Annotated in this window: 21 protein-coding genes and 2 tRNA genes; 17 read left to right on the top strand and 6 right to left on the bottom strand. The window is 68.9% G+C overall.

The window, feature by feature from the left end:
- Positions 1–430: 430 nt before the first annotated feature.
- A complete protein-coding gene (locus AC5P1C_RS23460) occupies positions 431–625 on the top strand; it encodes a hypothetical protein (RefSeq protein ID WP_493867872.1) in 195 nt (64 codons plus the stop codon).
- Between the two features lie 82 nt (positions 626–707).
- Here the strand turns inward: AC5P1C_RS23460 and AC5P1C_RS23455 are convergent.
- Positions 708–778, bottom strand: a tRNA-Gly gene (locus AC5P1C_RS23455).
- Between the two features lie 169 nt (positions 779–947).
- On the opposite strand from AC5P1C_RS23455, the gene AC5P1C_RS23450 reads away from it, so the two are divergent.
- From AC5P1C_RS23450 to clpX, 5 genes are all read left to right on the top strand, one after another.
- A tRNA-Pro gene (locus AC5P1C_RS23450) sits at positions 948–1,024 on the top strand.
- 138 nt (positions 1,025–1,162) lie between these two features.
- Positions 1,163–2,542, top strand: a complete 1,380-nt coding sequence (gene tig, locus AC5P1C_RS23445; RefSeq protein WP_493867871.1) for a trigger factor — start codon at positions 1,163–1,165, stop codon at positions 2,540–2,542.
- A gap of 408 nt (positions 2,543–2,950) precedes the next feature.
- Complete coding sequence (locus AC5P1C_RS23440; protein WP_367049010.1) at positions 2,951–3,556, top strand: ATP-dependent Clp protease proteolytic subunit; 606 nt, start codon at positions 2,951–2,953, stop codon at positions 3,554–3,556.
- 60 nt (positions 3,557–3,616) lie between these two features.
- A complete protein-coding gene (locus tag AC5P1C_RS23435) occupies positions 3,617–4,297 on the top strand; it encodes an ATP-dependent Clp protease proteolytic subunit (RefSeq protein ID WP_493867870.1) in 681 nt (226 codons plus the stop codon).
- A 155-nt stretch (positions 4,298–4,452) separates the two neighbouring features.
- On the top strand, positions 4,453–5,742 hold the full coding sequence (gene clpX, locus AC5P1C_RS23430) for an ATP-dependent Clp protease ATP-binding subunit ClpX (RefSeq protein WP_493867869.1): 1,290 nt from the start codon (positions 4,453–4,455) through the stop codon (positions 5,740–5,742).
- A gap of 80 nt (positions 5,743–5,822) precedes the next feature.
- On the opposite strand, the gene AC5P1C_RS23425 is transcribed toward clpX, so the two are convergent.
- From AC5P1C_RS23425 to AC5P1C_RS23415, 3 genes are all read right to left on the bottom strand, one after another.
- Positions 5,823–6,704, bottom strand: coding sequence for a hypothetical protein (locus AC5P1C_RS23425; protein ID WP_493867868.1), 882 nt, complete (start codon positions 6,702–6,704; stop codon positions 5,823–5,825).
- An 88-nt stretch (positions 6,705–6,792) separates the two neighbouring features.
- On the bottom strand, positions 6,793–7,770 hold the full coding sequence (locus tag AC5P1C_RS23420) for a hypothetical protein (protein WP_493867867.1): 978 nt from the start codon (positions 7,768–7,770) through the stop codon (positions 6,793–6,795).
- Between the two features lie 103 nt (positions 7,771–7,873).
- Positions 7,874–8,812 (bottom strand): hypothetical protein, encoded by a 939-nt coding sequence (locus AC5P1C_RS23415; RefSeq protein ID WP_493867866.1) that lies wholly within the window; start codon positions 8,810–8,812, stop codon positions 7,874–7,876.
- A gap of 136 nt (positions 8,813–8,948) precedes the next feature.
- On the opposite strand from AC5P1C_RS23415, the gene AC5P1C_RS23410 reads away from it, so the two are divergent.
- The gene (locus AC5P1C_RS23410) at positions 8,949–11,573 is read left to right on the top strand and encodes a valine--tRNA ligase (RefSeq protein WP_493867865.1); all 2,625 of its coding nucleotides are present in this window, start codon (positions 8,949–8,951) and stop codon (positions 11,571–11,573) included.
- Here AC5P1C_RS23410 and AC5P1C_RS23405 read toward each other — a convergent pair whose 3' ends face one another.
- The gene (locus AC5P1C_RS23405) at positions 11,574–12,239 is read right to left on the bottom strand and encodes a hypothetical protein (RefSeq protein ID WP_493867864.1); all 666 of its coding nucleotides are present in this window, start codon (positions 12,237–12,239) and stop codon (positions 11,574–11,576) included.
- Between the two features lie 120 nt (positions 12,240–12,359).
- Between AC5P1C_RS23405 and AC5P1C_RS23400 the strand changes: the two genes are divergently transcribed.
- Positions 12,360–13,520 carry a sensor histidine kinase gene (locus AC5P1C_RS23400; RefSeq protein ID WP_493867863.1) on the top strand — a complete coding sequence of 387 codons (1,161 nt, stop codon included), beginning with the start codon at positions 12,360–12,362 and terminating at the stop codon, positions 13,518–13,520.
- Positions 13,521–13,605: 85 nt separating this feature from the next.
- Here the strand turns inward: AC5P1C_RS23400 and AC5P1C_RS23395 are convergent, their stop codons facing one another.
- The gene (locus tag AC5P1C_RS23395) at positions 13,606–14,613 is read right to left on the bottom strand and encodes a rod shape-determining protein (RefSeq protein WP_493867862.1); all 1,008 of its coding nucleotides are present in this window, start codon (positions 14,611–14,613) and stop codon (positions 13,606–13,608) included.
- Between the two features lie 132 nt (positions 14,614–14,745).
- Here AC5P1C_RS23395 and folC point away from each other — a divergent pair, with 132 nt between their 5' ends.
- The 9 genes from folC to AC5P1C_RS23350 all read left to right on the top strand — a co-directional run bounded on the left by folC (position 14,746) and on the right by AC5P1C_RS23350 (position 25,451).
- Positions 14,746–16,281 carry a bifunctional tetrahydrofolate synthase/dihydrofolate synthase gene (gene folC, locus AC5P1C_RS23390; protein ID WP_493867861.1) on the top strand — a complete coding sequence of 512 codons (1,536 nt, stop codon included), beginning with the start codon at positions 14,746–14,748 and terminating at the stop codon, positions 16,279–16,281.
- 5 nt (positions 16,282–16,286) lie between these two features.
- Positions 16,287–16,643 (top strand): DUF4233 domain-containing protein, encoded by a 357-nt coding sequence (locus tag AC5P1C_RS23385; protein ID WP_493867860.1) that lies wholly within the window; start codon positions 16,287–16,289, stop codon positions 16,641–16,643.
- A 106-nt stretch (positions 16,644–16,749) separates the two neighbouring features.
- A complete protein-coding gene (ndk, locus tag AC5P1C_RS23380; protein ID WP_160505015.1) occupies positions 16,750–17,163 on the top strand; it encodes a nucleoside-diphosphate kinase in 414 nt (137 codons plus the stop codon).
- Positions 17,164–17,476: 313 nt separating this feature from the next.
- Positions 17,477–18,496: a rod shape-determining protein gene (locus AC5P1C_RS23375; RefSeq protein ID WP_160505014.1), complete on the top strand. Its 1,020-nt coding sequence runs from the start codon at positions 17,477–17,479 to the stop codon at positions 18,494–18,496.
- A 220-nt stretch (positions 18,497–18,716) separates the two neighbouring features.
- Positions 18,717–19,670, top strand: a complete 954-nt coding sequence (gene mreC, locus AC5P1C_RS23370; RefSeq protein ID WP_493867859.1) for a rod shape-determining protein MreC — start codon at positions 18,717–18,719, stop codon at positions 19,668–19,670.
- Positions 19,671–19,682: 12 nt separating this feature from the next.
- Entirely contained in the window at positions 19,683–20,354 is a 672-nt protein-coding gene (gene mreD, locus AC5P1C_RS23365) for a rod shape-determining protein MreD (RefSeq protein ID WP_493867858.1), read from the top strand.
- Positions 20,355–20,400: 46 nt separating this feature from the next.
- Positions 20,401–22,575, top strand: a complete 2,175-nt coding sequence (mrdA, locus tag AC5P1C_RS23360; protein WP_493867857.1) for a penicillin-binding protein 2 — start codon at positions 20,401–20,403, stop codon at positions 22,573–22,575.
- Complete coding sequence (gene rodA / locus AC5P1C_RS23355; protein ID WP_493867856.1) at positions 22,575–23,777, top strand: rod shape-determining protein RodA; 1,203 nt, start codon at positions 22,575–22,577, stop codon at positions 23,775–23,777. Before mrdA ends, rodA begins: the two co-directional genes overlap by 1 nt.
- Before the next feature lie 60 nt (positions 23,778–23,837).
- Complete coding sequence (locus AC5P1C_RS23350) at positions 23,838–25,451, top strand: CYTH and CHAD domain-containing protein (RefSeq protein ID WP_493867855.1); 1,614 nt, start codon at positions 23,838–23,840, stop codon at positions 25,449–25,451.
- The last annotated feature ends 23 nt before the right edge of the window (positions 25,452–25,474 follow it).

Here is a 25,474-nt window from a genome sequence, read left to right as displayed (position 1 = left end):
ATTCACCGGACGGATCGCGGGGTTGTCTGTCCAGTACGTCACAACTCATCCCCCTTAAACGCCGCATAACGCCCGCAGGCGACTCTGGTGGAATGTCCGATTGATCGGCCCTTTGTGAAGTCGGGGTGTGTGCGGTGGTGTGCGCCCGGCAACAATTCGAATTTCCGGCGAACGAGTTGTGTGGCGATGGAAACGATCAAGCCGAATTAGGGGTCGTGCGCGGCCTTCGAATTGCCGTACGGGCGTGCGGCGTTCAGACGCCCCAAGGGCGCACCCGCGCGCGAGGCCCGCGCCGACCACCCGCGGCCTTGGCCGACGATGTGTCACCGGCCGCATACAGGGGGCGTGTTGGTGGCACGATGGTCCTGGCGGGGGTGTGCGGGGTCGTACCCCCCGGGCCGGGGAGAGACCGACCTAGGGTGTGATCAGTGTGGCCATTTCGCTGTCAGTGGTGTTGCTGTTGGCGATCATCCTTGTGGTGCTGATCCGCGGGGGATCGATCAAAGCGGGGCCCGCGGTCGTCGCGGTGCTCTTCGGGTTCTTCCTCGCCTCAACCGGAATGGCCCCCTCCATAAACCGCTTCCTCAACGAAGTGGCGGAGACCATCAACTCGATCAGCTTCTGACGCCGTCCGGGCGGCGTAGGTGAGTCGCGGAACGCGAAAGGCCTCCGGCCCGGTTCCGAGGAACCGGGCCGGAGGCCTACAGAGCGGGTGACGGGAATCGAACCCGCGTAGCTAGTTTGGAAGACTAGGGCTCTACCATTGAGCTACACCCGCACAGCTCGCGCCGCCAGGCCATCGAAGGCATCGAGGACACTGCTGGTCAGCGACCGCGGCACGGCAAGCATCGTAGCGGGTCGGACGCCCGGTCCGCACACCCCGTACGTACTCGCGATTAAGCGGGCGCCGCACTGCCTGCGGGCATGTACCCTACGTGTCGCACCGACGGGGTGTGGCGCAGCTTGGTAGCGCGTCCGCTTTGGGAGCGGAAGGCCGTGGGTTCAAATCCCGCCACCCCGACCAGCAGGATCTCTTCCAGGATCTCCCTCACAAGATCGCATTGTGGGTCGGCTCCCGCTTGCCGTTACTATGCAAGCTGTGTGCCCGTGTGTCTCTGAGCCGGGCAAAATCCCAAGAAGTCAGCCCCAAGGAGACCGAACCGTGAAGAGCGCCGTGGAGACCCTGAACCCGACCCGGGTTCGGCTCACTGTTGAGGTGCCCTTCGAGGAGCTCAAGGACAGCCTCGACGCGGCCTACAAGAAGATCAACCAGCAGGTCACGGTGAAGGGCTTCCGCAAGGGCAAGATCCCGGCCCGAGTCATCGACCAGCGGTTCGGCCGCGGCGCCGTCCTCGAAGAGGCCGTCAACGACGCGCTCCCGAAGTTCTACACCGAGGCCGTGAACGAGGCCGAGCTCAACGTCCTGGGCCAGCCCGAGGTGGACATCACCGAGCTGAAGGACAACGAGACCCTCAACTTCACCGCTGAGGTCGACATCCGTCCCGCGATCGAGATCCCGGACTACTCCGGCATCGAGGTCGAGGTCGACGCGGTCGAGGTCAGCGACGAGGACATCGAGAAGGCCGTCGAGGAGCTCCGTGAGCGCTTCGCGTCCACCTCGCCGGTCGAGCGTGCCGCCGAGGACGGCGACGTCGTGACGATCGACCTGGAGGCCAAGGTCGAGGGCGAGGTCCTGGAGGACGGCGTCGCGTCCGGCGTCTCCTACACGATCGGCTCCGGCGAGCTCCTCGAGGGCATCGACGAGGCCGTCAAGGGCCTGGAGGCCGGTGGCGAGGCCACCTTCACCTCCGAGCTCAAGGGCGGCTCCGCCGCGGGCAAGGAGTCCGAGGTGACCGTCAAGGTCACCCAGGTCGCCGCCCGTGAACTGCCCGCCCTGGACGACGACTTCGCGCAGCTCGCGTCGGAGTTCGACACCCTGGACGAGGTCAAGGCGGACAGCCGCAAGCGCCTCGAGAACATGAAGCAGTACGACCAGGCGACCCAGGCCCAGGAGCGCGTCCTGGAGAAGCTGCTCGAGCTGGTCGAGGTCCCCGTCCCCGAGAAGCTCCTCGCGGACGAGATCGAGACCCGCAAGCACAACCTGGTGAACCACCAGCTCGGCCAGATGGGCCTCGACCTCGCGAAGTACCTGGAGATCCAGGGCCAGACCGAGGAAGAGTTCGACGCCCAGACCAAGGAGCAGGCCGAGAAGGGCATCAAGACGCAGTTCGTCCTGGACGAGCTCGTCAACAAGGAGAAGCTGAACGTGAACCAGGAGGAGCTCACCGAGCACCTCATGCGTCGCGCGCAGTCCTCCGGCATGAGCCCCGACCAGTTCGCCCAGGCGGTCGTCGAAGGCGGCCAGGTCCCGATGCTGGTCGGCGAGGTCGCCCGCGGCAAGGCCCTCGCGGTCGTCGTGGAGGCCGCGACGGTCAAGGACACGAACGGCGAGGTCGTGGACCTCGACGACGAGGACGAGACCGCCGAGACGGTCGAAGCCACGGAGTCGGCTGAGACCGCCGAGGAGAAGACCGAGGCCTGAGCAGCCTCGCTTCACTGAACGCACGCCGGGCCCCGGGGACGCATGTCCCCGGGGCCCGGCGCTTTAGGGGCGCGGGGAACTGCGCGAGCAACCACGTGCGAGCCGCACCCGCCGTCGGGCGGCACGCGGCAGACGCTCCTGCGACTGCGTGGGGGCGGGCCGCGCAGTTCCCCGCGCCCCTGACGGGGCGCCCCTCACCCGGCGGTGTGCTACCTGCGCTCACAGCGAACAGCGGCCTCTGCGGGATTCCCCGGACGGGGCTGAGCGTTAGGGTCCATGAATACGAGGGCAGGGGAGTCCCCGAAGCCGCCCCGGAGCGGTGAGCACACGGGGTCCCTAGCCTCAGAAGAAGACGTGAGACGGCCCGGCGCCGTCGTAAGACGAGCAGGTGGATACGTGACGAATCTGATGCCCTCCGCCGCCGGCGACCCCTCCATCGGTGGTGGCCTCGGCGACCAGGTCTACAACCGGCTGCTCAACGAGCGGATCATCTTCCTCGGCCAGGCCGTGGACGACGACATCGCCAACAAGATCACCGCGCAGCTGCTGCTTCTCGCCGCAGAGCCGGACAAGGACATCTTCCTTTACATCAACAGCCCTGGTGGATCCATCACGGCCGGCATGGCGATCTACGACACCATGCAGTACATCCAGAACGACGTGGTGACGATCGCGATGGGCATGGCGGCCTCGATGGGCCAGTTCCTGCTCAGCGCCGGTACGCCCGGCAAGCGCTTCGCGCTGCCGAACGCCGAGATCCTGATCCACCAGCCCTCCGCCGGACTCGCGGGCTCCGCGTCGGACATCAAGATCCACGCCGAGCGTCTCCTTCTCACGAAGAAGAAGATGGCCGATCTCACCGCGTTCCACACGGGCCAGACCGTCGAGCAGGTCACCCGCGACTCGGACCGCGACCGCTGGTTCGACCCGCAGGAGGCCAAGGAGTACGGCCTCATCGACGACATCATGCCCAACGCGGCCAGCATGCCGGGTGGCGGCGGTACCGGAGCCTGAGCCCACCGCTCAGCCCTTCCGAAGCCGACCCAGCCCACGCTCCTCAGGAGACCTACAGAGATGAAGAACTTCCCCGGCAGCGGCCTCTATGAGCCCACCCAGGCCGAGTACACCGGCCCGACCGCCGAATCCCGCTACGTGATCCCGCGCTTCGTCGAGCGCACCTCGCAGGGCGTGCGCGAGTACGACCCGTACGCGAAGCTCTTCGAGGAGCGCGTGATCTTCCTCGGCGTGCAGATCGACGACGCGTCCGCCAACGACGTCATGGCGCAGCTCCTGTGCCTGGAGTCGATGGACCCGGACCGTGACATCTCGATCTACATCAACAGCCCCGGCGGCTCCTTCACGGCGCTCACGGCCATCTACGACACGATGCAGTTCGTGAAGCCCGACGTGTCGACGGTCTGCATGGGCCAGGCCGCCTCCGCCGCCGCCGTGCTCCTCGCGGCGGGTACGCCGGGCAAGCGCATGGCGCTCCCGAACGCACGCGTCCTGATCCACCAGCCCTACAGCGAGACGGGCCGTGGTCAGGTCTCCGACCTGGAGATCGCCGCGAACGAGATCCTCCGGATGCGCGCGCAGCTGGAGGAGATGCTGGCCAAGCACTCCACGACGCCGATCGAGAAGATCCGCGACGACATCGAGCGCGACAAGATCCTCACTGCCGAGGACGCGCTGGCGTACGGCCTGGTCGACCAGATCATCTCCACCCGGAAGATGAACAACGCCTCGGTCGTCTGACGCACCGCTGTAGCATCTGCCGTTCCTTGGCACGGTTCACGTCAAAGCGAACCGTGCCAAGGGGGGCCCGAACGGGGGGCCGGGCAAGGTACCGTCAGATAGAGGCACCAGGAGTCGCTGAACGTGGCGTCTCCCAGGCGAAGGGGAAGCACCTCGTGGCACGCATCGGTGACGGCGGCGATCTGCTCAAGTGCTCGTTCTGCGGGAAGAGTCAGAAGCAGGTCAAGAAGCTCATCGCAGGTCCCGGTGTGTACATCTGCGATGAGTGCATCGACCTCTGCAACGAGATCATCGAGGAAGAGCTCGCGGAGACGAGCGAGGTGCGCTGGGAGGAACTCCCCAAGCCTCGCGAGATCTACGAATTCCTCGAGGGCTATGTCGTGGGCCAGGAGCCCGCGAAGAAAGCCCTCTCGGTAGCGGTCTACAACCACTACAAGCGGGTCCAGGCCGGGGAGACCGGCGGCGCGCAGGGCCGTGACGACGCGATCGAACTCGCCAAGTCCAACATCCTGCTGCTCGGCCCGACCGGCTCCGGCAAGACGCTGCTCGCACAGACGCTCGCGCGCATGCTGAACGTCCCGTTCGCCATCGCGGACGCGACGGCCCTCACGGAGGCGGGCTATGTCGGCGAGGACGTCGAGAACATCCTCCTGAAGCTCATCCAGGCCGCTGACTACGACGTCAAGAAGGCCGAGACGGGCATCATCTACATCGACGAGATCGACAAGGTGGCCCGCAAGAGCGAGAACCCCTCGATCACGCGGGATGTCTCGGGCGAGGGCGTCCAGCAGGCCCTGCTCAAGATCCTGGAGGGCACGACGGCCTCGGTGCCCCCGCAGGGCGGCCGCAAGCATCCGCACCAGGAGTTCATCCAGATCGACACGACGAACGTGCTCTTCATCGTGGGCGGCGCCTTCGCCGGCCTCGAGAAGATCATCGAGTCGCGGGCGGGCGCGAAGGGCATCGGCTTCGGCGCCACGATCCACTCCAAGCGCGAGCTGCAGGAGAAGGACCGGTTCGAGGACATCATGCCGGAGGACCTGGTGAAGTTCGGGATGATCCCGGAGTTCATCGGCCGCCTCCCCGTGATCACCTCGGTCCACAACCTGGACCGCGAGGCCCTGCTCCAGATCCTGGTGGAGCCGCGCAACGCACTCGTGAAGCAGTACCAGCGACTGTTCGAACTCGACGGCGTGGAGCTGGAGTTCGAGCGCGAGGCGCTCGAGGCGATCGCGGACCAGGCGATCCTGCGCCAGACCGGCGCGCGCGGCCTGCGCGCCATCATGGAGGAGGTCCTCCAGTCGGTGATGTACGAGGTCCCGTCCCGCAAGGACGTGGCCCGCGTCGTCATCACGGCGGACGTCGTCCACTCGAACGTCAACCCGACCCTTGTGCCGCGCGATGCGCGGGGGCCGGGGTCCGGGGGCGAGCAGAAGTCCGCGTAGTTTCCAGGCGTACGTGAGAGGGGCGCCCGGCGATTCGATCGCCGGGCGCCCCTCTGCGTTGAACGGCGTTACTCCACCGCCTACTTGACCACGACGCGCACGTCGTCGCGCAGCTTCGTCGTCAGGTCGGCGACGCCCGCCAGCGGGATGTCCTTGCCGCTCGCGGTGGCGGAGGCGTCCGAGTGCACGGTGTACCCGACGGTGCTGTGGTCACCCCACACGCACATCGGCGTCTTGAAGCTGTTGGGGACGCCCATGTCGTCCTCGCCGGTCTCGCCCATCTTGACCTCGGCTTCCTGGCACTTCATGACGCCGTTCTCGAAGCCGTCCGGGGTGAACTCCTCGGGGCTGCCGAGAAGCTTCATGCCGGTGCCCGAGTCCTTCACGGCCTTCTTCTCCATCTCGGCGAACATGGCGTCGACGACCTTCTCCGGGTCGTCGATCTCGCCGTACACGCCGGAGAAGTTGAGGCTCTTCATGGTCGTCCCCTCGCCGGAGTTGTACGCGGCATGGACGTCCTTGGGGTTGCTGACGCCTTCCTTCTCCAGGTCCTTGAGCTCGCTGGGCGACATGCCGCCGCCCGAGCCGCCGGACGTGTCCTGCTTGTACTCGCCGCCGAGGACGGTCGCGGGCGCCGTCAGCTTGTACGTCTTGCCGTCGTCGGCGACGGACCCGCTGTCCTTCCCGGCGGTGAACCACCAGACACCGGCGCCTATCGCGGCAACCGCGACGACGACCCCGACGATGACGCCGCCCTTCTTGCCGCCGCCCCCACTGGGCGGAACCTGCCCGTACGGAGCGTGGGGCTGCTGCCCGTACGGGCCCTGGGGCTGCTGCGGGTAGCCGTAACCGGGCTGCGGGGCGGGCGGCTGCTGAGGCCCACCGTAGGGCGCCTGCTGCCCGTAAGGCCCCGGCTGCTGCGGCTGCTGCCCGCCGTACGGGCCAGGCTGGTTGTAGCTCATTACGTGGGTTCCCCTCCGCGTACTTGATGTGGCCCCGACATCCTTACCGATAGGGGCGGTACGCGGAGGGGCGGGGGAGCGTCGGTCGTCAGAGCTTGACGCGGACTTCCTTGCGGAACTTGGCCGTCTTCCCGGCGGCCTCGTCGAGGTCGGCGCTCTTGCCGGCCATCGCGTTCGCCACGTCCGTGGTGATCACGATGCCGAGCGTGCTCTTGTCACCCCAGATGCAGGTGGCCATCGACATCTTGCTCGGACCCGAGGTGCTGCCGGTCCCCGACGAGCCGAAGTCGAGCTTCATCTCCTGGCACTTCAGCACCGCTCCGTCGAGCCCTGCGGGGCTGTACGACTTCGGGCTGCCGACCAGCGTCATCTTCTCGCCGCTGCTGCCGCTGCCGCCCTCCTGGGCGTTCTTCTCCGCCTCGCCGAACATCGCGTCGACGACCTTCTCGGGGTCCGCGATCTCGCCGTAGACGCCGTTGAACTGCAGGATCTTCTGCGACAGCGGGTTGTCCTCGGTGCCCGACTGGTACTGGCCCGCGACGTCCTTGGCGTTCTTGACGCCGTGCTCCTCGGCTTTCTCGACGTCACTGGAGGTCATGCCGCTCTCGCTGCCGGCCTCCTTGTTCAGCTTGTACTCGGTGAGGGCCGTCGGCGGCGTGATCAGCTTGTGCGGTCCGTCGTCCTTGATGCCGGTCTCGCCTCCGCCGCCCGCGACGTTCGAGGAGCCGCCGCCCTTGCCCTTGTCGTCGTCACCGCCCGCGAAGGCGAAGTAGCCACCGACGGCCGCCGCCACGACCGCGACCACGGCGGCGATGATGATCCCGGCCTTCTTGCCGCCGCCCTGCGGCGGCGGAGGCGGCGGGACCTGCCCGTAGGGGGCCTGCGGCTGCTGGCCGTACGGGCCCGGCTGTTGGGGCTGGCCGTACGGGGGCTGTTGCGGGGGGACTCCCTGCGGTGCCTGCTGGGGGTAGCCGTAGCCGGGCTGTGGTGCCTGCGGCGGCTGGCCGTAGGGGCCTGGCTGCTGCGGCTGCTGGCCGCCGTACGGGCCTGGCTGGTTGTAGCTCATGAGTGGGTTCCCCCTGTGTGCGCTTATGTGATGCCGACATCCTGACGGAAGCGGCCCCGGCCGAAGCGACCGGGGCTGCTGAGCGAGCGGTACCGCGAGGGCGTCAGGACTTGACGCGGACTTCCTTGCGGAGCTTCACCGTCGTGTCCGCGGCGTCCTGCAGGGAGGCGCTCTTGCCGGTCATGGCGCTCGCCATGTCGACCGGGATCGTCACGGCGACGGTGCTCTTGTCGCCCCAGATGCAGACCGGCATGCGGATCGACTTGGGGCCGGAGCTTCCGCCCTTGATCTCCGTCTCCTGGCACTTGAGGACCGCGCCGTCCCCGTCGAAGCTCTTCGGGCTGCCGATGAGCTTGCCCGTGTCGGTCGACTCGTTCACGGACTCCTTCTTCATCTTGTCGAACATCCCGTCGACCACCTTGGACGGGTCCTCGATCTCGCCGTAGACGCCCATGAACTTGATCATCTTCTGCGCCAGCGGGTTGCTCTTGTCGCCCGCCTGGTACTCGCCGTCGACGGGCTTGCCGTTCTTGACGCCGTCCTTCTCGGCTTCCTTCATGTCCTCGTCGTCGAAGCCGTCGCCGGACGAGGCCTGCTTCTTGTACTCGGAGAGCACCGTCTCGGGCGTCACCAGCTTGTGCGCGCCGTCGTCCGCCACCGCCGAGTTGCCCGCCGACGACGAGCTGTCGTCCTTGCCCGCCGTGAACCACCAGACGCCGCCGCCGATGGCGATGAGCGCCACGACCGCGCCGATGATGATCCCGGTCTTCTTGCCGCCGCCACCTGCGGGCGGGGGCGGCGGGACCTGCCCGTACGGGCCCTGCTGGCCCTGGCCGTGGTCGTACGGACCCGGCTGCTGCGGCTGGCTGTAGCCGCCCTGCTGCGGGGGAACGCCCTGCGGTGCCTGCTGCGGGTAGCCGTAGCCGGGCTGCGGTGCCTGCGGCTGCTGGCCGTAGGGGCCAGGCTGACCCGGCTGCTGCCCGTAAGGACCGGGCTGCTGGGGCTGCTGCCCGCCGTACGGGCCAGGCTGGTTGTAGCTCATCGCGTGGGTTCCCCTCCGAACGCTTATGTGATGCCGACATCCTGACCGACGTCGACGCCCCATGGGGCGTCGGGCCGCAACCGTTACTGAAGAATCCGGTTTCGGGACGGGTCTGTGACACCTCTAAACTGGCCCGGTGACCGAGAACACTCAGCAGCAGAATCCAGCGCCCATCACCGAACTGCCGACCCAGTACGCGCCGGCCGAGGTAGAGGGGACGCTGTACGAGCGCTGGGTAGAACGCGGCTACTTCTCCGCCGACGCGGCGAGCGAGAAGCCCCCGTACACCGTCGTCATCCCGCCGCCGAACGTCACCGGCTCCCTGCACCTCGGGCACGCCTTCGAGCACACGCTCATCGATGCCCTCACCCGCCGCAAGCGCATGCAGGGCTTCGAGACGCTGTGGCAGCCGGGCATGGACCACGCCGGCATCGCCACGCAGAACGTCGTGGAGCGCGAGCTCGCCAAGGAGGGCAAGTCCCGCCACGACCTGGGGCGCGAGGAGTTCATCGAGCGCGTCTGGAAGTGGAAGGGCGAGTCCGGCGGGCAGATCTCCGGGCAGATGCGCCGCCTCGGCGACGGCGTCGACTGGTCGCGCGAGCGGTTCACGATGGACGAGGGGCTCTCGCAGTCCGTCCAGACCATCTTCAAGAAGCTCTACGACGACGAGCTGATCTACCGCGCCGAGCGCATCATCAACTGGTGCCCGCGCTGTCTGACGGCGATCTCGGACATCGAGGTCGAGTACCAGGACGACGACGGTGAACTCGTCTCCCTGAAGTACGGCGACGGGGACGAGACCGTCGTCGTCGCCACCACCCGCGCCGAGACGATGCTCGGTGACACCGCCATCGCCGTCCACCCGGACGACGAGCGGTACAAGCACCTCGTCGGCAAGCTGATCAAGCTGCCGCTGACCGACCGCTCGATCCCGGTCGTCGCGGACGAGCACGTCGACCCCGAGTTCGGCACCGGCTGCGTCAAGGTGACCCCGGCGCACGACCCGAACGACTTCGAGATCGGCCAGCGCCACGACCTGCCGAACATCGCGGTCATGGACGAGCACGCCGTGATCACCGTCCCCGGCCCCTTCCAGGGCCTGGACCGGCTCGAAGCCCGCTCCGCCATCGTCGGCGCCCTGCGCGCCGAGGGCCGCATCGTCGCCGAGAAGCGCCCGTACTCGCACTCCGTCGGCCACTGCTCGCGCTGCAAGACCACCATCGAGCCGCGCCTGTCGATGCAGTGGTGGGTCAAGGTCGGCCCGCTCGCGAAGGCCGCCGGTGACGCGGTCCGCGACGGCAAGGTCGCCATCCACCCGCAGGAGATGGAGAAGCGCTACTTCGACTGGGTCGACAACCTCCACGACTGGTGCATCTCGCGCCAGCTCTGGTGGGGCCACCGGATCCCGGTCTGGTACGGCCCCAGTGGCGAGGTCGTCTGCGTCGGACCCGACGACGAGGTGCCCACGGGCGAGGGCTGGACGCAGGACAGCGACGTCCTCGACACGTGGTTCTCGTCCGGCCTGTGGCCGTTCTCCACGCTCGGCTGGCCCGAGGAGACCGACAGCCTGGCGAAGTTCTATCCGAACTCCGTCCTGGTCACCGGCTACGACATCCTCTTCTTCTGGGTCGCCCGGATGATGATGTTCGGCCTGTACGCGATGGACGGCACCCCGCCGTTCCACACGATCGTGCTGCACGGCATGGTCCGCGACCAGTTCGGCAAGAAGATGTCGAAGTCCTTCGGCAACGCGGTCAACCCGCTCGACTGGATGGACAAGTACGGCTCGGACGCCGTCCGCTTCACCCTCGCCCGCGGCGCCAACCCCGGCACGGACGTGCCGATCGGCGAGGACTGGGTCCAGGGCTCGCGGAACTTCGCCAACAAGATCTGGAACGCCACGCGCTTCGCGCTGATGAACGGCGCCACGATCGAGGGCGAACTGCCGCCCGTGGAGCAGCAGTCGGCGACGGACCGCTGGATCTTGTCCCGTCTTAACGCGACGGTCGCCGAGGTCGACGCGCTCTACGACGACTACCAATTCGCCAAGCTGTCGGACGCCCTCTTCCACTTCGCGTGGGACGAGGTCTTCGACTGGTACGTCGAGCTGTCCAAGACGACGTTCATGGGCGGCGGAGACGCGGCGCAGGTCTCGGGCCGTGTCCTGGGCGAGGTCCTGGACGTGACGCTGCGCCTGCTGCACCCGATCGTCCCGTTCGTGACGGAGACGCTCTGGACGACGCTCACCGGCCGCGAGTCCCTCGTGATCGCCGAGTGGCCCTCCGACAGCGGCTTCCGCGACCGCGGCGCCGAGCAGGAGATCGAGACCCTCCAGCAGGTCATCACCGAGGTCCGCCGGTTCCGCGCCGACCAGGGGCTTCAGCCGGGCCAGAAGGTCCCCGCCCGCCTGACCCTGGACGGCACGGCGCTCGCCCCGCACGAGGGGGCCATCCGTCAGCTCCTGCGCCTCCAGCCGGAGGGCGAGGGCTTCACGGCCACCGCCACGCTGCCGGTCTCCGGCGCCACGGTGGCGCTCGACCTGTCCGGCACGATCGACGTCGCGGCGGAGCGCAAGCGCCTCGCCAAGGACCTCGCGGCGGCGGAGAAGGAGAAGGCGCAGGCCACGGCGAAGCTCGGCAACGAGGCGTTCCTGGCGAAGGCGCCGGACAACGTGGTCGACAAGATCCGTGGCCGCCTCACCAAGGCGGACGCCGACATCAGCAGGCTGCAGGCCCAGCTGGACGGCCTGCCGCAGGCCTAGTCAGGCGGTGGAGACAGGGCCCATGGAACCTCGGGGTTCCATGGGCCCTGTCTCGTTTTCGGGTCCCGTCTCCTGCTCGGGGATGTACGGCTGCTCGGCGATCCGGAGCCCCAGGCGCACGAGCTCCGCCCCGGCGAGCGCGTCGATGATGTCGGGGTCGCCGCCGCGCCAGCCCTCGGCGAGGCTGCCCGCGGTCGCGTCGGGGAGTTCGTACGCGGTCCGCGCGACCTCGTCCAGGGGCCGCAGCAGCGCACGCAGCGCGAGCAGCTCGCGTCCGTCGGCGCTCGCGGACAGCTCGTGGGCGGCCGCCGCCTGCCGGATCCAGCGCAGGCGGCGGGGGAGCCAGCTGCTGAGCAGGAGGCCGACGGGTACGAGGAAGACGACGACGGCCCCCACGATCACCGCCGCGCGGACGGTCACCGGGTCCCCGGCTCCGGCGACGTCGGCGGCGGCCCGTAGCGCGGAGTCGACGCGGTCACCGACCAGGGGCAGGCGGGAGGGGTCGCCGAGGGGCGGGGCCGGTGTCTCGGGGGCGGGGCGGGTGAGAAGACAGGCCAGCCGGTAGGCGACGACGGCGGCGGCGGTCCACAGCGCGGTCCAGAGCAGGACCGCGCCGTCGCCGAGGAGCTGGCGGGTCCGTCGGCCGGGGTTCTGGGCATACCACATGGTCTGATTTGACCCCCGCAGACGGCCTTTCCAGGGCCGCCACGCCGACGTGTCACACTTCACGAAATAAAGGTCATAAGTCTGATGATTCGGGCAGAAAGACCTTGGATGATGGAGGGCATGCACGACCTGCCCGCCGCCGAGGCGCTCCGCCGGGCGACGGCCGCGGGCCGCCGCCTTGCCGGGCGCTGGGCGCACGCGCCCCGCGTGCAGGACGTTCTCACCGCGCTCAGCTGTCTGGCCCTGATGAGCCTGGACATCCCCGGCCTCGCCGAGGCGGACAACTCCCTCAACGGGCCCCTCGCGGCCCTCGTCCTCGTCGGCGGTGCCGCGTCCCTGCTGCTGCGCCGCCGCGCTCCCTGGGTGGCGTACGCGGTGGCCCTCGCGCTCATCGGCTGGCTGCACGAGCTGACGCTCGCTCAGTTCGCGCTGTACTCCCTGGGGCGGTACCGGGGCCGTCTCGCCGGCACGCTCGGTGTGGTCGGCTATGTGGCTTTCGCGTACGTGATGTTCACCCTCCCCGGCTGGCCGGTGCACCGCGGTGAGTCCCTGAGCTCCTTCCTCGGCCTGGTCGTGCCGATCGGTGTGCTCGCCGCGGGGGTCGGGGTGGCGGCCAACCGCCAGGACCTGGTCCGGGCGCTGCAGGCCCAGCGGGCCGAGACGTCCACGCTGCACGCGGTCCAGCAGGAGCGGTCCCGTATCGCACGGGACGTGCACGACTTCGTGGGGCGTGAGTTGACGCTGCTGAGCGTGCGCTCGCAGGTGCTTGCGCGGCGTGCGACGGGCGGGGCGTTCGAGGAGGGCTTCGAGGAACTGTCGGAGACGGCGCGCTCGGCGCATCGCATGCTGAACGAGATCATCGTGCGGCGCGGTGTGGACGGCGCCCCGACGCCGGGCCTCGACGCTCTCCCCGAACTGGCGGAACGCAGTGAGCGGGCGGGCACGCCGGTCGACCTCCTGATCGATGGGCCGGCCTACCGCCTGTCGCCGATCCGGCAGGCGGCGGTACATCGGGTGGTGCAGGAGTGTCTGACGAACGCGGCGAAGCATGCGCCCGGGGGGCGGGTGGACGTACGGGTGCAGGTGGCGGGCGGCCACCTGCACCTGGACGTCCGCAACGCCCTGCCCGGGGCCGGCCCGGCCCCGTCGCCGGTATCCGCGGGAACCGGCACCGCGGGTATGTCCGAACGCATCCACACGCTCGGCGGCAGTTTCTCGGCGGGGCCGCGGGACGGTTCCTACGTGGTCCTCGCATCGCTCCCGGCAGGCGACTTGGCCTGAGAGCCGGGACGCCTGCCCCGCAGCGCCTCTGTCCGAACAAGCTCTCCCGACCGCCCACCCGATTGCCCCGCAGCGCCATCGCCCCCTACGCCGCCGACATCACCCGCTCAAGCCCGTCGAAGTCCTCCACGCACTTGCCGCACCCCATCGCCACACTGTCCAGCGGATCATCCGCCGCGAACACCGGGATCCCCGTGGCCGACGCCATCCGCAGATCGAGCCCCGGCAGCAGCGCGCCCCCGCCCGTCAACACGATCCCGTGCTCCATGACGTCGCCCGAGAGCTCCGGCGGGCACTCCTCCAGTGTCGTCCGCACCGCGGCGATGATCGCCTCCACCGGCTCATCCAGCGCCGCCCGCACCTCACGCACCGTCAGCTCCACCGTCTTCGGAAGCCCCCGCACCTTCTCCCGCCCCCGCACGGTGAACGTCCGCGACTCCAGCGCCTCGTCCCCCGGCACCGGCCACGCCGAGCCGATGCCGACCTTGACGTCCTCCGCGGTCCGCTCGCCGATGAGCAGCCCGTGCTCCTTGCGCACGAAGTTCGTGATCGCCTCGTCCAGGCGGTCCCCGCCCACCCGCAGCGACTGCGCCGTGACGATCCCCCCGAGGGAGATGACCGCGACCTCGGTCGTCCCTCCGCCGATGTCGACCACCATCGAACCCTGCGGCTCCGACACCGGAAGCCCCGCACCGATCGCCGCCGCCATCGGCTCCTCCACCAGATGCACCGCCCGCGCCCCCGCCCGCTGCGCCGCGTGCACGATGGCCCGGCGCTCGACCTGCGTGACACCGCTCGGCACGCAGATCACCATCCGCGTACGGGGACGGCGCCCCGGCACCGCCTTGCGCACGAAGTGCCGGATCATCTCCTCGGCGGCTTCGTAGTCGCTGATCACGCCGTCCCGCAGGGGGCGGATCGCGGTGATGGAACCCGGCGTACGGCCGATCGTCTCCTTGGCCTCCGTACCGACGGCGAGAGCCGTCCGGGCGCCCTCCTTGACGGCGACCACGGACGGCTCGTTGAGCACGATCCCCTGACCGCGGACGTACAGAAGGGTGTTCGCTGTGCCGAGGTCGATACCTATGTCCATGATCGCCAAGTTTGCCCGGCGGATTCCCGGATCGGCGGGACCAAAGCCCCAAATCGACTGTGACCAAAGTCCCGACAGTGCCCCGACAGGTCCCGACGGCGACTGTCACCCCCCGTCCGTAGACTGGCGTACGTGAGTGACCTCCCCCCGCCTGACAGCGAGCACCCCGACCGCGACGACCACGACGCGAGCGACGACCGTTTCGCCGAGATCGTCGAAGCCGAGACCGACCGCGACCCCGACCTCGCCGTGATCGAGGCGGGCAGCCGCACCCTGCGCACCCAGGCGGGACCGCCCCAGAGCGACATCCCCTCCCGCCCCACCGACCCGGAGGTGGACAAGGCGCTGCGCGAGGTCGAGACAGAGCTCGCGAGCCGCTGGGGAGAGACGAAGCTCGAACCGTCCGTCAGCCGGATCTCCGCGCTGATGGACGTCCTGGGCGAGCCCCAGCGCGCGTACCCCTCGATCCACATCACGGGCACGAACGGCAAGACGTCCACGGCCCGCATGATCGAGGCACTCTTCAGCGCCTTCGAACTGCGCACGGGTCGGTACACCTCGCCGCACGTCCAGTCGATCACCGAGCGGATCAGCCTGGACGGCGCCCCCATCGAGGCCGAGCGCTTCGTGGAGACGTACAACGACATCAAGCCGTACGTGGAGATGGTCGACGCCCAGCAGGATTACCGGCTCTCCTTCTTCGAGGTGCTCACGGGCATGGCGTACGCGGCCTTCGCGGACGCCCCCGTGGACGTCGCCGTCGTCGAGGTCGGCATGGGCGGCAGCTGGGACGCCACGAACGTGATCGACGGCTCCGTCGCGGTCGTCACTCCCATCGACCTGGACCACACCGACCGCCTGGGCGGCACGCCGGGCGAGATCGCCACGGAGAAGGCCGGCATCATCAAGCCGGACGCGACGGTGATCCTCGCCCAGCAGCCCGTGGACGCGGCGCAGGTGCTCCTGAAGAAGGCCGTCGAGGTCGACGCGACGGTGGCCCGCGAGGGCCTGGAGTTCGGCATCGTCTCCCGCACGGTGGCGGTCGGCGGCCAGCTCCTGACCCTGCGCGGCCTCGGCGGGGAGTACGAGGAGGTCTTCCTGCCCCTGCACGGCGCGTACCAGGCGCACAACGCCGCCGTCGCGCTCGCCGCGGTGGAGGCCTTCTTCGGCATCGGCTCGCAGCACGCGCGCGTGCTCGACATCGACACCATCCGCAAGGCCTTCGCCTCGGTCTCCTCGCCGGGCCGCCTGGAGGTCGTGCGCACCTCGCCGACCGTCGTCCTGGACGCCGCGCACAACCCGGCGGGCGCTCGCGCCACCGCCGAGGCGATCAGCGAGGTCTTCGACTTCAGCCGGCTGATCGGCGTGGTCGCGGCGAGCGACGGCAAGGACATGAAGGGGCTGCTCGAAGCCTTCGAGCCGATCTTCGCAGAGGTCGTCATCACGCAGAACTCCAGCCACCGCGCGATGGACGCGGACACGCTCGCCGGTCTTGCCGTCGAGGTGTTCGGCGACGACCGCGTCCAGGTCGAGCCGCGCCTGCCGGACGCGCTGGAGGCCGCGATCACCCTCGCCGAGGAAGAGGGCGAGTACGCGGGCGGTGGCGTCGTGGTCACCGGCTCGATCATCACCGTCGGCGAGGCCCGACTGCTCCTGGGGAGGGGCTGACTCCTGTGCGTACGCTCTGTGCTTCGACGCTGATCGGCGAGTTCTTCGTCATCGGCTTCGCCGGTCTGGTCGCCATGAAGGACCCGGACCTGTCGATGAACACGGTCTGGACGGTCAGCGGCATCGCGATGCTGTTCTGCGTCCTGCTGTGCGGAATGATCACCCGGCCCGGTGGCGTGCAGTTGGGCTGGGCGCTGCAGATCGCACTGATCGCGAGCGGGTTCGTCGTGCCGATCATGTTCTTCATGGGGGCGGTGTTCGCCGTGCTGTGGTGGGCCTCGCTGCACTTCGGCCAGAAGATCGACGAGGCGAAGGCCAGGTTCGCGGCGCAGGCCGAAGCGGAGGCCGGGGCCGAGGCCTAGGCCCCGCCAGGGCGGGCTCCCCGGGGTCGGCAGTAACGCGGTGTAGTGGGTGCCGGTATCCTGCCGGGCAACCCACAACTCGTAGAAAAAATGCTTGGAGCCGCACATGACCCAGCGCACTCTCGTCCTGCTCAAGCCCGACACCGTCCGTCGTGGCCTGATCGGCGAGATCATCGGCCGCATCGAGCGCAAGGCGGGCTGGACGATCTCCGCCCTCGAACTGCGTTCGCTCGACCAGGAGACGCTGGAGCAGCACTACGGCGAGCACAAGGGCAAGCCCTTCTACGAGCCGCTGGTGGACTTCATGTCCTCCGGTCCGGTCGTGGCGCTCGTCGTCGAGGGTGAGCGCGTCATCGAGGGCGTGCGCGCCCTTGCGGGTCCGACCGACCCGATCGCCGCCGCGCCCGGCTCCATCCGCGGCGACTTCGGCACCATCGTCCGGGAGAACCTGATCCACGCCTCGGACTCCGAGGAGTCCGCCGAGCGCGAGCTGAAGATCTTCTTCCCGGGTGTCGTCTGACGGCGCGTAGGTAAAGAGTTCCGTAAAGACTTCTGACGCCCAGTCAGCAGGGCGCCGGTCCTGACCAGGGGTGGCCGAGAAAACCGGCCGCCCCTTGGCATATGCGCCCCAATTGGGGGAACCCGTGCCTCCGATGGCACGTCTCCAAGAGCGAGGCGGCGCATCATCTGCTGACAATGGCGAAGACCCTAGCGCCGTGTTCGTGCAGGCGAGACTACGATGGAAGCCTCCACGCCACACAGCACCCACTCGCCTACCTAAAAAGCCATCAAACGCTCCAGGGAAGGCCAGACGCATCCTCATGGGGAACAACATGTCGTTCATCGGCCGTGACATGGCTGTCGACCTCGGGACCGCCAACACGCTGGTGTACGTCAGGGGTCGGGGGATCGTTCTCAACGAACCGTCCGTCGTCGCGATCAACACCAACACCGGTGGCATTCTCGCTGTCGGCGCCGAAGCCAAGAAGATGATCGGTCGCACGCCGGGCAACATCGTTGCCGTGCGTCCACTGAAGGACGGCGTCATCGCCGACTTCGAGATCACCGAGCGGATGCTCCGCTACTTCATCCTGAAGATCCACAAGCGACGTTATCTCGCACGCCCGCGTGTGGTCGTCTGTGTGCCCTCCGGCATCACCGGAGTCGAGCGCCGCGCCGTCATCGAGGCCTCCTCGCAGGCCGGCGCCCGCCAGGTGCACATCATCGAGGAGCCCATGGCCGCGGCCATCGGCTCCGGCCTGCCGGTCCACGAGGCCACGGGCAACATGGTGGTCGACATCGGCGGTGGCACCACCGAGGTCGCCGTCATCTCGCTGGGCGGAATCGTCACGGCACAGTCGATCCGCGTCGCGGGCGACGAGCTGGACAACGCGATCATCCAGCACATCAAGAAGGAGTACTCCCTCCTTCTCGGTGAGCGCACGGCCGAGCAGATCAAGATCACCATCGGCTCCGCGTACGACATGGACGCCGACGAGCACACCGAGATCCGGGGCCGGGACCTGGTCTCCGGTCTGCCCAAGACCGTCGTCATCTCCGCCGCCGAGGTCCGCAAGGCCATCGAGGAGCCGGTCAACGCGATCGTGGACGCGGTGAAGACGACCCTCGACAAGTGCCCGCCGGAGCTCTCCGGTGACGTGATGGACCGCGGCATCGTTCTCACAGGAGGCGGCGCCCTGCTGCGCGGCCTCGACGAGCGACTCCGCCGCGAGACGGGCATGCCGATCCACATCGCCGAGGACCCGCTGGACAGCGTGGCGCTCGGTTCCGGCAAGTGCGTCGAGGAGTTCGAGGCGCTGCAGCAGGTCCTGGACGCGTCGCCGCGCCGCTGAGGGTGGCGCGATCCCGCTGAAAGGGTGTCCGCCGTACGAGTGCTCGTCACCTCGTACGGCGGATCATTGATATAGAGGCAAGACACAACAAGGCAAGGCATAACAATTCCGCGGCGCCCGCAGACGCCGCGGAATCGGATTGCTTACATTTGCCCAGACAAAACGCACAGTTGCTCAGAATTCCAAGGATTTCCAACTGAGGAAGGCACGGCCGCCGCACGTGAGGGACACACGAGAGAGCCGGCTGCTCCTGGTGCTGCTGATCGCCATCGCGTTCGCCTTGATCACGGTGGACATCCGTGGTGGCGAGGACTCGCCGGTCGACGGTGCCCGCCAGGCCGCAGCGACGGTCTTCGGCCCGGTCGAGAACGGCGTGTCGTCCGCCGTCGACCCGATCGGCAACGCCGTCGGCGCTGTCCGGGACTCCGGGGACCGGCACGACCGGATCGCCGAACTCGAGCGCCAGAACGCCGCGTTGAAGGCGAAGCTCGGCAGCGACGACCGCAACCGCAGCCGGGTCAGACAGCTCGACAGCATGCTCAAGACGGCCGGTGCCGGTCAGTACGGCATCAAGGGCGCCGAAGTCATCGGCATAGGAGCGGCCCAGGGCTTCTCCTGGACCGTCACCATCGACGCGGGCGCGAACGACGGACTCAAGCGCGACATGACCGTCCTGAACGGCGACGGCCTGGTCGGCCGCGTCACCACGGTCGGCCCCAGCACCGCGACCGTCCTGCTCGCCAACGACCCCGACTTCACCGTCGGCACCCGCATGGAGAAGACCGACGAGCTCGGCTTCGCCACCGGACAGGGCGACCGCCCGCTCTCGGTGCAGATGCTCAACGGCAAGGCCAAGATCAAGAAGGGCGACCGCCTGGTCACCTTCGGATCGCAGAAGGACAAGCCGTTCGTGCCCGGCGTACCGGTCGGCGAGGTCGTCCGCGTCGACCCCTCGGGCGGTGACCTGACGCGCAACATCTTCATCAAGCCGTACGTCGGCTTCACCAAGCTGGACGTCGTCGGCGTCGTCGTCGAGGCGCCCCGCGAGGACCCGCGCGACACGGTGCTGCCGACGAAGCCCGCCAAGCCGAAGCCCACCCCGACAGTGACCGTCACGGCCACCCCGTCAGGGCAGCCCCCGGCCGACGGCGTCGACAACGGCAACGAGCAGTAGGAGACCGGACCCATGCGCTTCAACCGAATCCTGCTCTCCACCACCCTGATCGTCGTCGCCCTGGTCATCCAGGTCAGCGTCCTCGCCCGGCTCCAACTGCCGGGCGCGGTCCCCGACCTGGTGCTGCTCACGGTGCTCGGCCTCGCCCTGGTCTACGGCCACGTGGGCGGCGCCCTCATCGGCTTCGGCGCCGGACTCCTCGCCGACCTGGCCCCACCGGCCGACCACGCGGCCGGGCGGTACGCCCTGGTCCTGTGCGTCGTCGGCTACCTCGCGGGCCTGGCCAAGCCGGAGACCGGACGGCTCAGGTCGGCCACCGCGCCGCTCGTCGTGGTCGTGGGGGCCGCCATCGGATCGACCCTCCTGTACGCGGGCGTGGGCGCCCTCGTGGGGGACACCGCGGCCCGCCACGTGGGCCTGAGCTCGCTCCTCTTCACGGCCGCCCTGTACGACCTGCTGCTCGCGCCCTTCACGGTGCCGCTGATCATCGCGCTCGCCAGAAAAGCCGAGAACGACCCGCTGGGGGAGAGCTCTCCCGCCAACAAGGCCACGGACGTCTCGTCCGGCTGGCTCTCCTCGGGCACCGGCCTGCGCATCGGCAACCAGCGCGGCGGCCTGCGGATGAAGGCGGCCAAGGCCCGCGTCGCGCGTGCCGGACGCATCAAGGGGGTCAAGCGCCTGTGACGGCACGGAACTTCAGGCCAGGTTTCAGCCTCAGGGGAGGGGAGAAGTGACCAACATCCCGGAGACCGGACGGACCCCCCGGGTTCAGATCCGTCTCATCGTCATCCAGATCCTCGTGCTCTCCCTCCTCCTCACCCTCGGCGGTCGCCTCTGGTACCTCCAGATCCGCAACGGTGAGGAGTACGCGGAGGAGGCCTCGGGCAACCACGTCCAGCAGGTCGTCCAGCCCGCCGTGCGCGGCTCGATCCTCGACGCCCGCGGGGTGCCGATCGCCGACAACCAGACGCGTCTGGTCGTCTCCGCGTCCCGCACGGAGCTCATGAAGATGAAGGACGACGGCAAGGCGGCCCTCGCCAAGCTCGCCGACGTCCTGGGCATGACCGCCAAAGAGGTCTCCGAGAAGGTCCGCCTCTGCGACTCCAAGACCCCCCAGCCCTGCTGGAACGGCTCGCCCTACCAGCCGATCCCGATCACGGACGAGGCCTCGCCCCGGCAGGCCCTCCAGATCCGCGAGCGCGCCGAGGACTTCCCCGGCATCACCGCCGAGCCCACCGCCGTACGCCGCTATCCCGCGCCCGGCAAGTCCAACACCGCGCAGGTCCTCGGCTATCTCTCGCCCGTCACGGACGAGGAGATCACCAAGGCGGAGAACACCGACTCGCCGTTCCTGCGCTCGGACATGGTCGGCCGCTCCGGCCTGGAGCGGACCTACGACGCGCAGCTGCGCGGCAAGGCCGGCGTCACCCGCTACGAGGTCGACAAGCTCGGCCGCGTCATCGGCAAGGCCAAGGACGACCCGGCCCAGCCCGGCGCGAACGTCGTCACCAGCATCGACGCGCGCGTGCAGGCCCTGTCGGAGTACTGGCTGAACGACGCGATGAAGAAGGCCCGCCAGGAGTTCGACAAGAACACCAACGAAAACTACAAGGCGGACGCGGGCGCCGTCGTCGTCATGGAGAACAAGACCGGACGCATCGTCTCCATGGCGTCCAACCCGAACTACGACCCGAACGCCTGGGTCGGCGGCATCTCCGGCAAGGACTACACGAAGCTCACCGGCAAGGACTCCAACTACCCGCTCCTGAACCGCGCCATCCAGGGCCAGGCGGCCCCCGGCTCGATCTTCAAGGTCATCCCGACGACCGCGGCGGTCAACGCGGGCTACGACTTCGACGGGCGCTACCCCTGCCCCAGCTCGTACTCCATCGGCGGCCAGACCTTCAAGAACTTCGAGTCCCAGGGCCACGGCTCCATCACCCTCGGCCAGGCCCTCGAGGTCTCGTGCGACACCGTCTTCTACAAGCTCTCGCACGACCAGTGGGCCAAGGACGGCGGCAACAAGCCGAAGAAGGACGCCAAGGACTGGTTCTACAAGACGGCCCACCAGTTCGGCCTCGGCAAGGAGACCGGCATCGACCTGCCGAATGAGGTCTCCGGCCGCGTCCCGGACCGCCAGTGGAAGAAGGACTACTGGAAGGCCAACAAGGACGGCTGGTGCAAGCAGGGCAAGAAGGGCGGTGACTACGTGGAGCAGATCGCGTACGAGAACTGCCTCGAAGGCATGAAGATGCGCGCCGGTGACTCCGTCAACTACTCCATCGGCCAGGGCGACACCCTCGTCACCCCGATCCAGATGGCCACGATCTACTCCGCGATCGCCAACGGCGGCACCATGTACGACCCCACCGTCGGCAAGGCGATCGTCAGCGCCGACGGCAAGCAGGTCCAGGAGATCAAGCCGAAGTCGCACGGCAAGCTGCCCATGAACGAGAAGACCCGCAGCGACATAGACGGTGCCCTCGCCGACGTGGCGACCCAGGGAACCGCCGCCTGGCGGTTCGGCGGCTGGCCGCAGGACAAGATCCCGATGCACGCCAAGACGGGCACGGCCGAGGTCTACGGCAAGCAGACCACCTCGTGGTTCGCGACGTACACCAAGGACTACTCGATCGTGATGACGATCGCCCAGGGTGGTACGGGCTCCGGCGCATCGGGACCCGCCGTCCGCAAGATCTACGACGGCATCTACGGCCTGGACGAGAACGGCAAGCAGGACCTCAAGAAGGCCCTGCTGCCCGAGCCGCAGAAGAACCTGCCGAAGATCGAGACCGACGGCTCCATCGACTCCCCGAAGATCAAGCCGTTCAAGCCGGAGGCCCCCAAGCCCCCGCAGGAGCAGCAGGAACTCGCGGGCGCGCCCGCGAACGGGAGGCGTGACTAGTGGCCGGCAACAATGGCTTCTCCGTCTCCGGTTACGGGCCCGAGCGCTCGTCGATCTCGGCACGCCTGTTCGCCCGCGACTCGCTGGTGCGCAGACTGGACTGGCCGATACTGCTCTCGGCGCTCGCGCTCTCCGCGATCGGCTCCGCGCTCGTCTACTCGGCGACGCGCAACCGCACCGAACTGGTCGGCGACGACCCGTACGCCTACCTGCTCAAGCACGTCCTGAACACCGGCATCGGCATCGCCCTGATGGCGGGCACGGTGTGGCTCGGCCACCGGACGCTGCGCACGGCGGTGCCGATCCTCTACGGCATCTCCGTCTTCCTCGTCCTGCTCGTCCTCACCCCGCTCGGCGCGACGATCAACGGCGCGCACGCGTGGATCGTGCTCGGCGGCGGCTTCTCGCTGCAGCCGTCCGAGTTCGTGAAGATCACGATCATCCTCGGCATGGCGATGCTGCTCGCGGCTCGGGTGGACGCGGGCGACCGGGACCACCCCGACCACCGCACGGTCCTGCAGGCCCTCGGCCTGGCCGCCGTACCGATACTGATCGTGCTCCTCATGCCCGACCTCGGGTCGGTCATGGTGATGGCGATGATCGTGCTCGGCGTGCTGCTCGCGTCGGGCGCCTCCAACCGCTGGGTCTTCGGACTCCTCGGCACGGGCGCGGCGGGCGCGATCGCCGTCTGGCAGCTCGGCGTCCTCGACGACTACCAGATCGCCCGCTTCGCGGCCTTCGCCAACCCCGCGCTCGACCCGGCGGGCGTCGGCTACAACACCAACCAGGCGCGCATCGCGATCGGCTCCGGCGGCCTGTCGGGCACCGGCCTCTTCAAGGGCTCGCAGACCACGGGACAGTTCGTGCCCGAGCAGCAGACGGACTTCGTGTTCACCGTCGCGGGCGAGGAGCTCGGCTTCGCGGGCGCGGGGCTCATCCTGGTCCTGCTCGGGGTCCTGCTCTGGCGGGCCTGCCGCATCGCGCGCGAGACGACCGAGCTGTACGGCACGATCGTCGCCGCCGGGATCATCGCCTGGTTCGCCTTCCAGTCCTTCGAGAACATCGGGATGACGCTCGGCATCATGCCGGTGGCCGGTCTGCCGCTGCCGTTCGTCTCGTACGGAGGATCATCGATGTTCGCCGTCTGGGTGGCCGTCGGCCTGCTCCAGTCGATCAAGGTGCAGCGTCCGATGTCGGCCTAGCTCCGCCCCGGGGCGCCTGGGGGACTGCCCAGCGCCCCGGATCCCGTCTAGATTCGGTTCATGGCGGAGACAAAGCGGGAGATCGAGCGGAAGTACGACGTCGGGGCGGACGCGGAGCTGCCGGACCTGACCGGTGTCGCCGGGGTCGCGGACGTCGTCGACAAGGGCGTCGTCGAACTGGACGCCGTCTATCACGACACCGCCGACCAACTCCTGCTCGCCGACTCGATCACGCTGCGCCGCCGCACGGGCGGCGACGACGAGGGCTGGCACCTGAAGCTGCCGGTGTCCCTCGCGCAGGGAGTGCGGGACGAGATCCAGGCCCCGCTCTCGGACGTGGTGCCGCCCGAGCTGTCCGGACTCCTGCGGTCCCGGGTGCGTGATGCCGAACTCGTGCCCGTCATGCGCTTGTTGACCGCGCGGGATCTGCGACACCTCCTCGACGGCAAGGGCGAACTCCTGGCCGAGCTGAGCGTCGACCGGGTCATGGCGGAGCGGCTCACTGCGGGCGGCGGCACCGTCGAATGGGCCGAGATCGAGGTCGAGCTCGCGGACGGCGCGGACCCCGCGCTCCTCGACCGGATCGAGAAGAAGCTGAAGAAGCTGGGGGTCGAGCGGTCGACGGCCGCTTCGAAACTGGCCAAGGCCCAGGCTGGTACGGCGCTGAGCGCGACCCGGCAGCGGCTCCCGAAGGGCGGCGAGCTGAAGCCTGCCGAGGTCAAGAAGGGGAAGAAGGGCGAGCGGTACGCCGTCATCCGTCTGAAGGACCCCGCCGCGCAACCCGCCCCTTTCACCGCTGCCGACCACGTCCTCGCCTACATCCGCACCCAGCGCGACGCTCTCGTCGCCCTCGACCCCGACGTCCGCCGTGACGTGCCGGACTCCGTGCACCAGATGCGGGTCGCCACGCGGCGCATGCGCAGCGCGTTCCGCTCGTACCGCAAGCTGCTCGACCGCACCGTCACCGACCCGATCGGCGACGAACTCAAGTGGCTCGCGGGTGAGCTCGGTGTCGACCGCGACCAGGAGGTCCTCGCCGAACGGCTCACGGGCCGCGTCGACGCCGTGCCGGGGACGCTGCTCCTCGGCCCGGTCCAGGCCCGTCTGCGGATCTGGACCGTCGCGGGCGCCGGAGACGCCCGGGGCAGGACCGTCGCCGCCCTCGACGCGCGGAGGTACCTGCAGCTCCTGAACTCCGTGGACGCGCTGCTCGCCGACCCCCCGCTGCGCAAGAACGCCGCCGCGTCCCCCGGCAAGGCCCTCCCCAAGGCCGTCCGGAAGGACTACGCCCGCCTCGCCGACCGCATCGAGCACGCCCTCGCGCTCGCGCCGGGGGAGGAGCGGGACGTGGCGATGCACGGCGCCCGCAAGGCCGCGAAGCGTGCCCGGTACGCGGGCGAGGCGGCAAGGCCCGCGCTCGGCAAGCCCGCCAAGCGGTTCGCGAAGCGGATGAAGGCCGTCCAGAAGGTCCTCGGCGACCACCAGGACAGCGTCGTCGCCCGCGACGCATTGCGGAACCTGGCGATCCAGGCCCACGCGGCGGGCGAGACCGCCTTCACCTGGGGAATCCTGTACGGCCAGGAGGAGGCCGCCGCAGCGGACCGCGAACGAGAGCTGCCGGGGGTCTGGGCCAAGGCATCCAAGGCGAAACTGAGGTCGTCATTGGGCGGGTGAGCGGCGGGGTACGCTGGATGGTC

The sequence above is a fragment of the Streptomyces sp. A18 genome (assembly GCF_059026065.1).
This window is presented reverse-complemented; position numbering and strand designations above follow the sequence as displayed.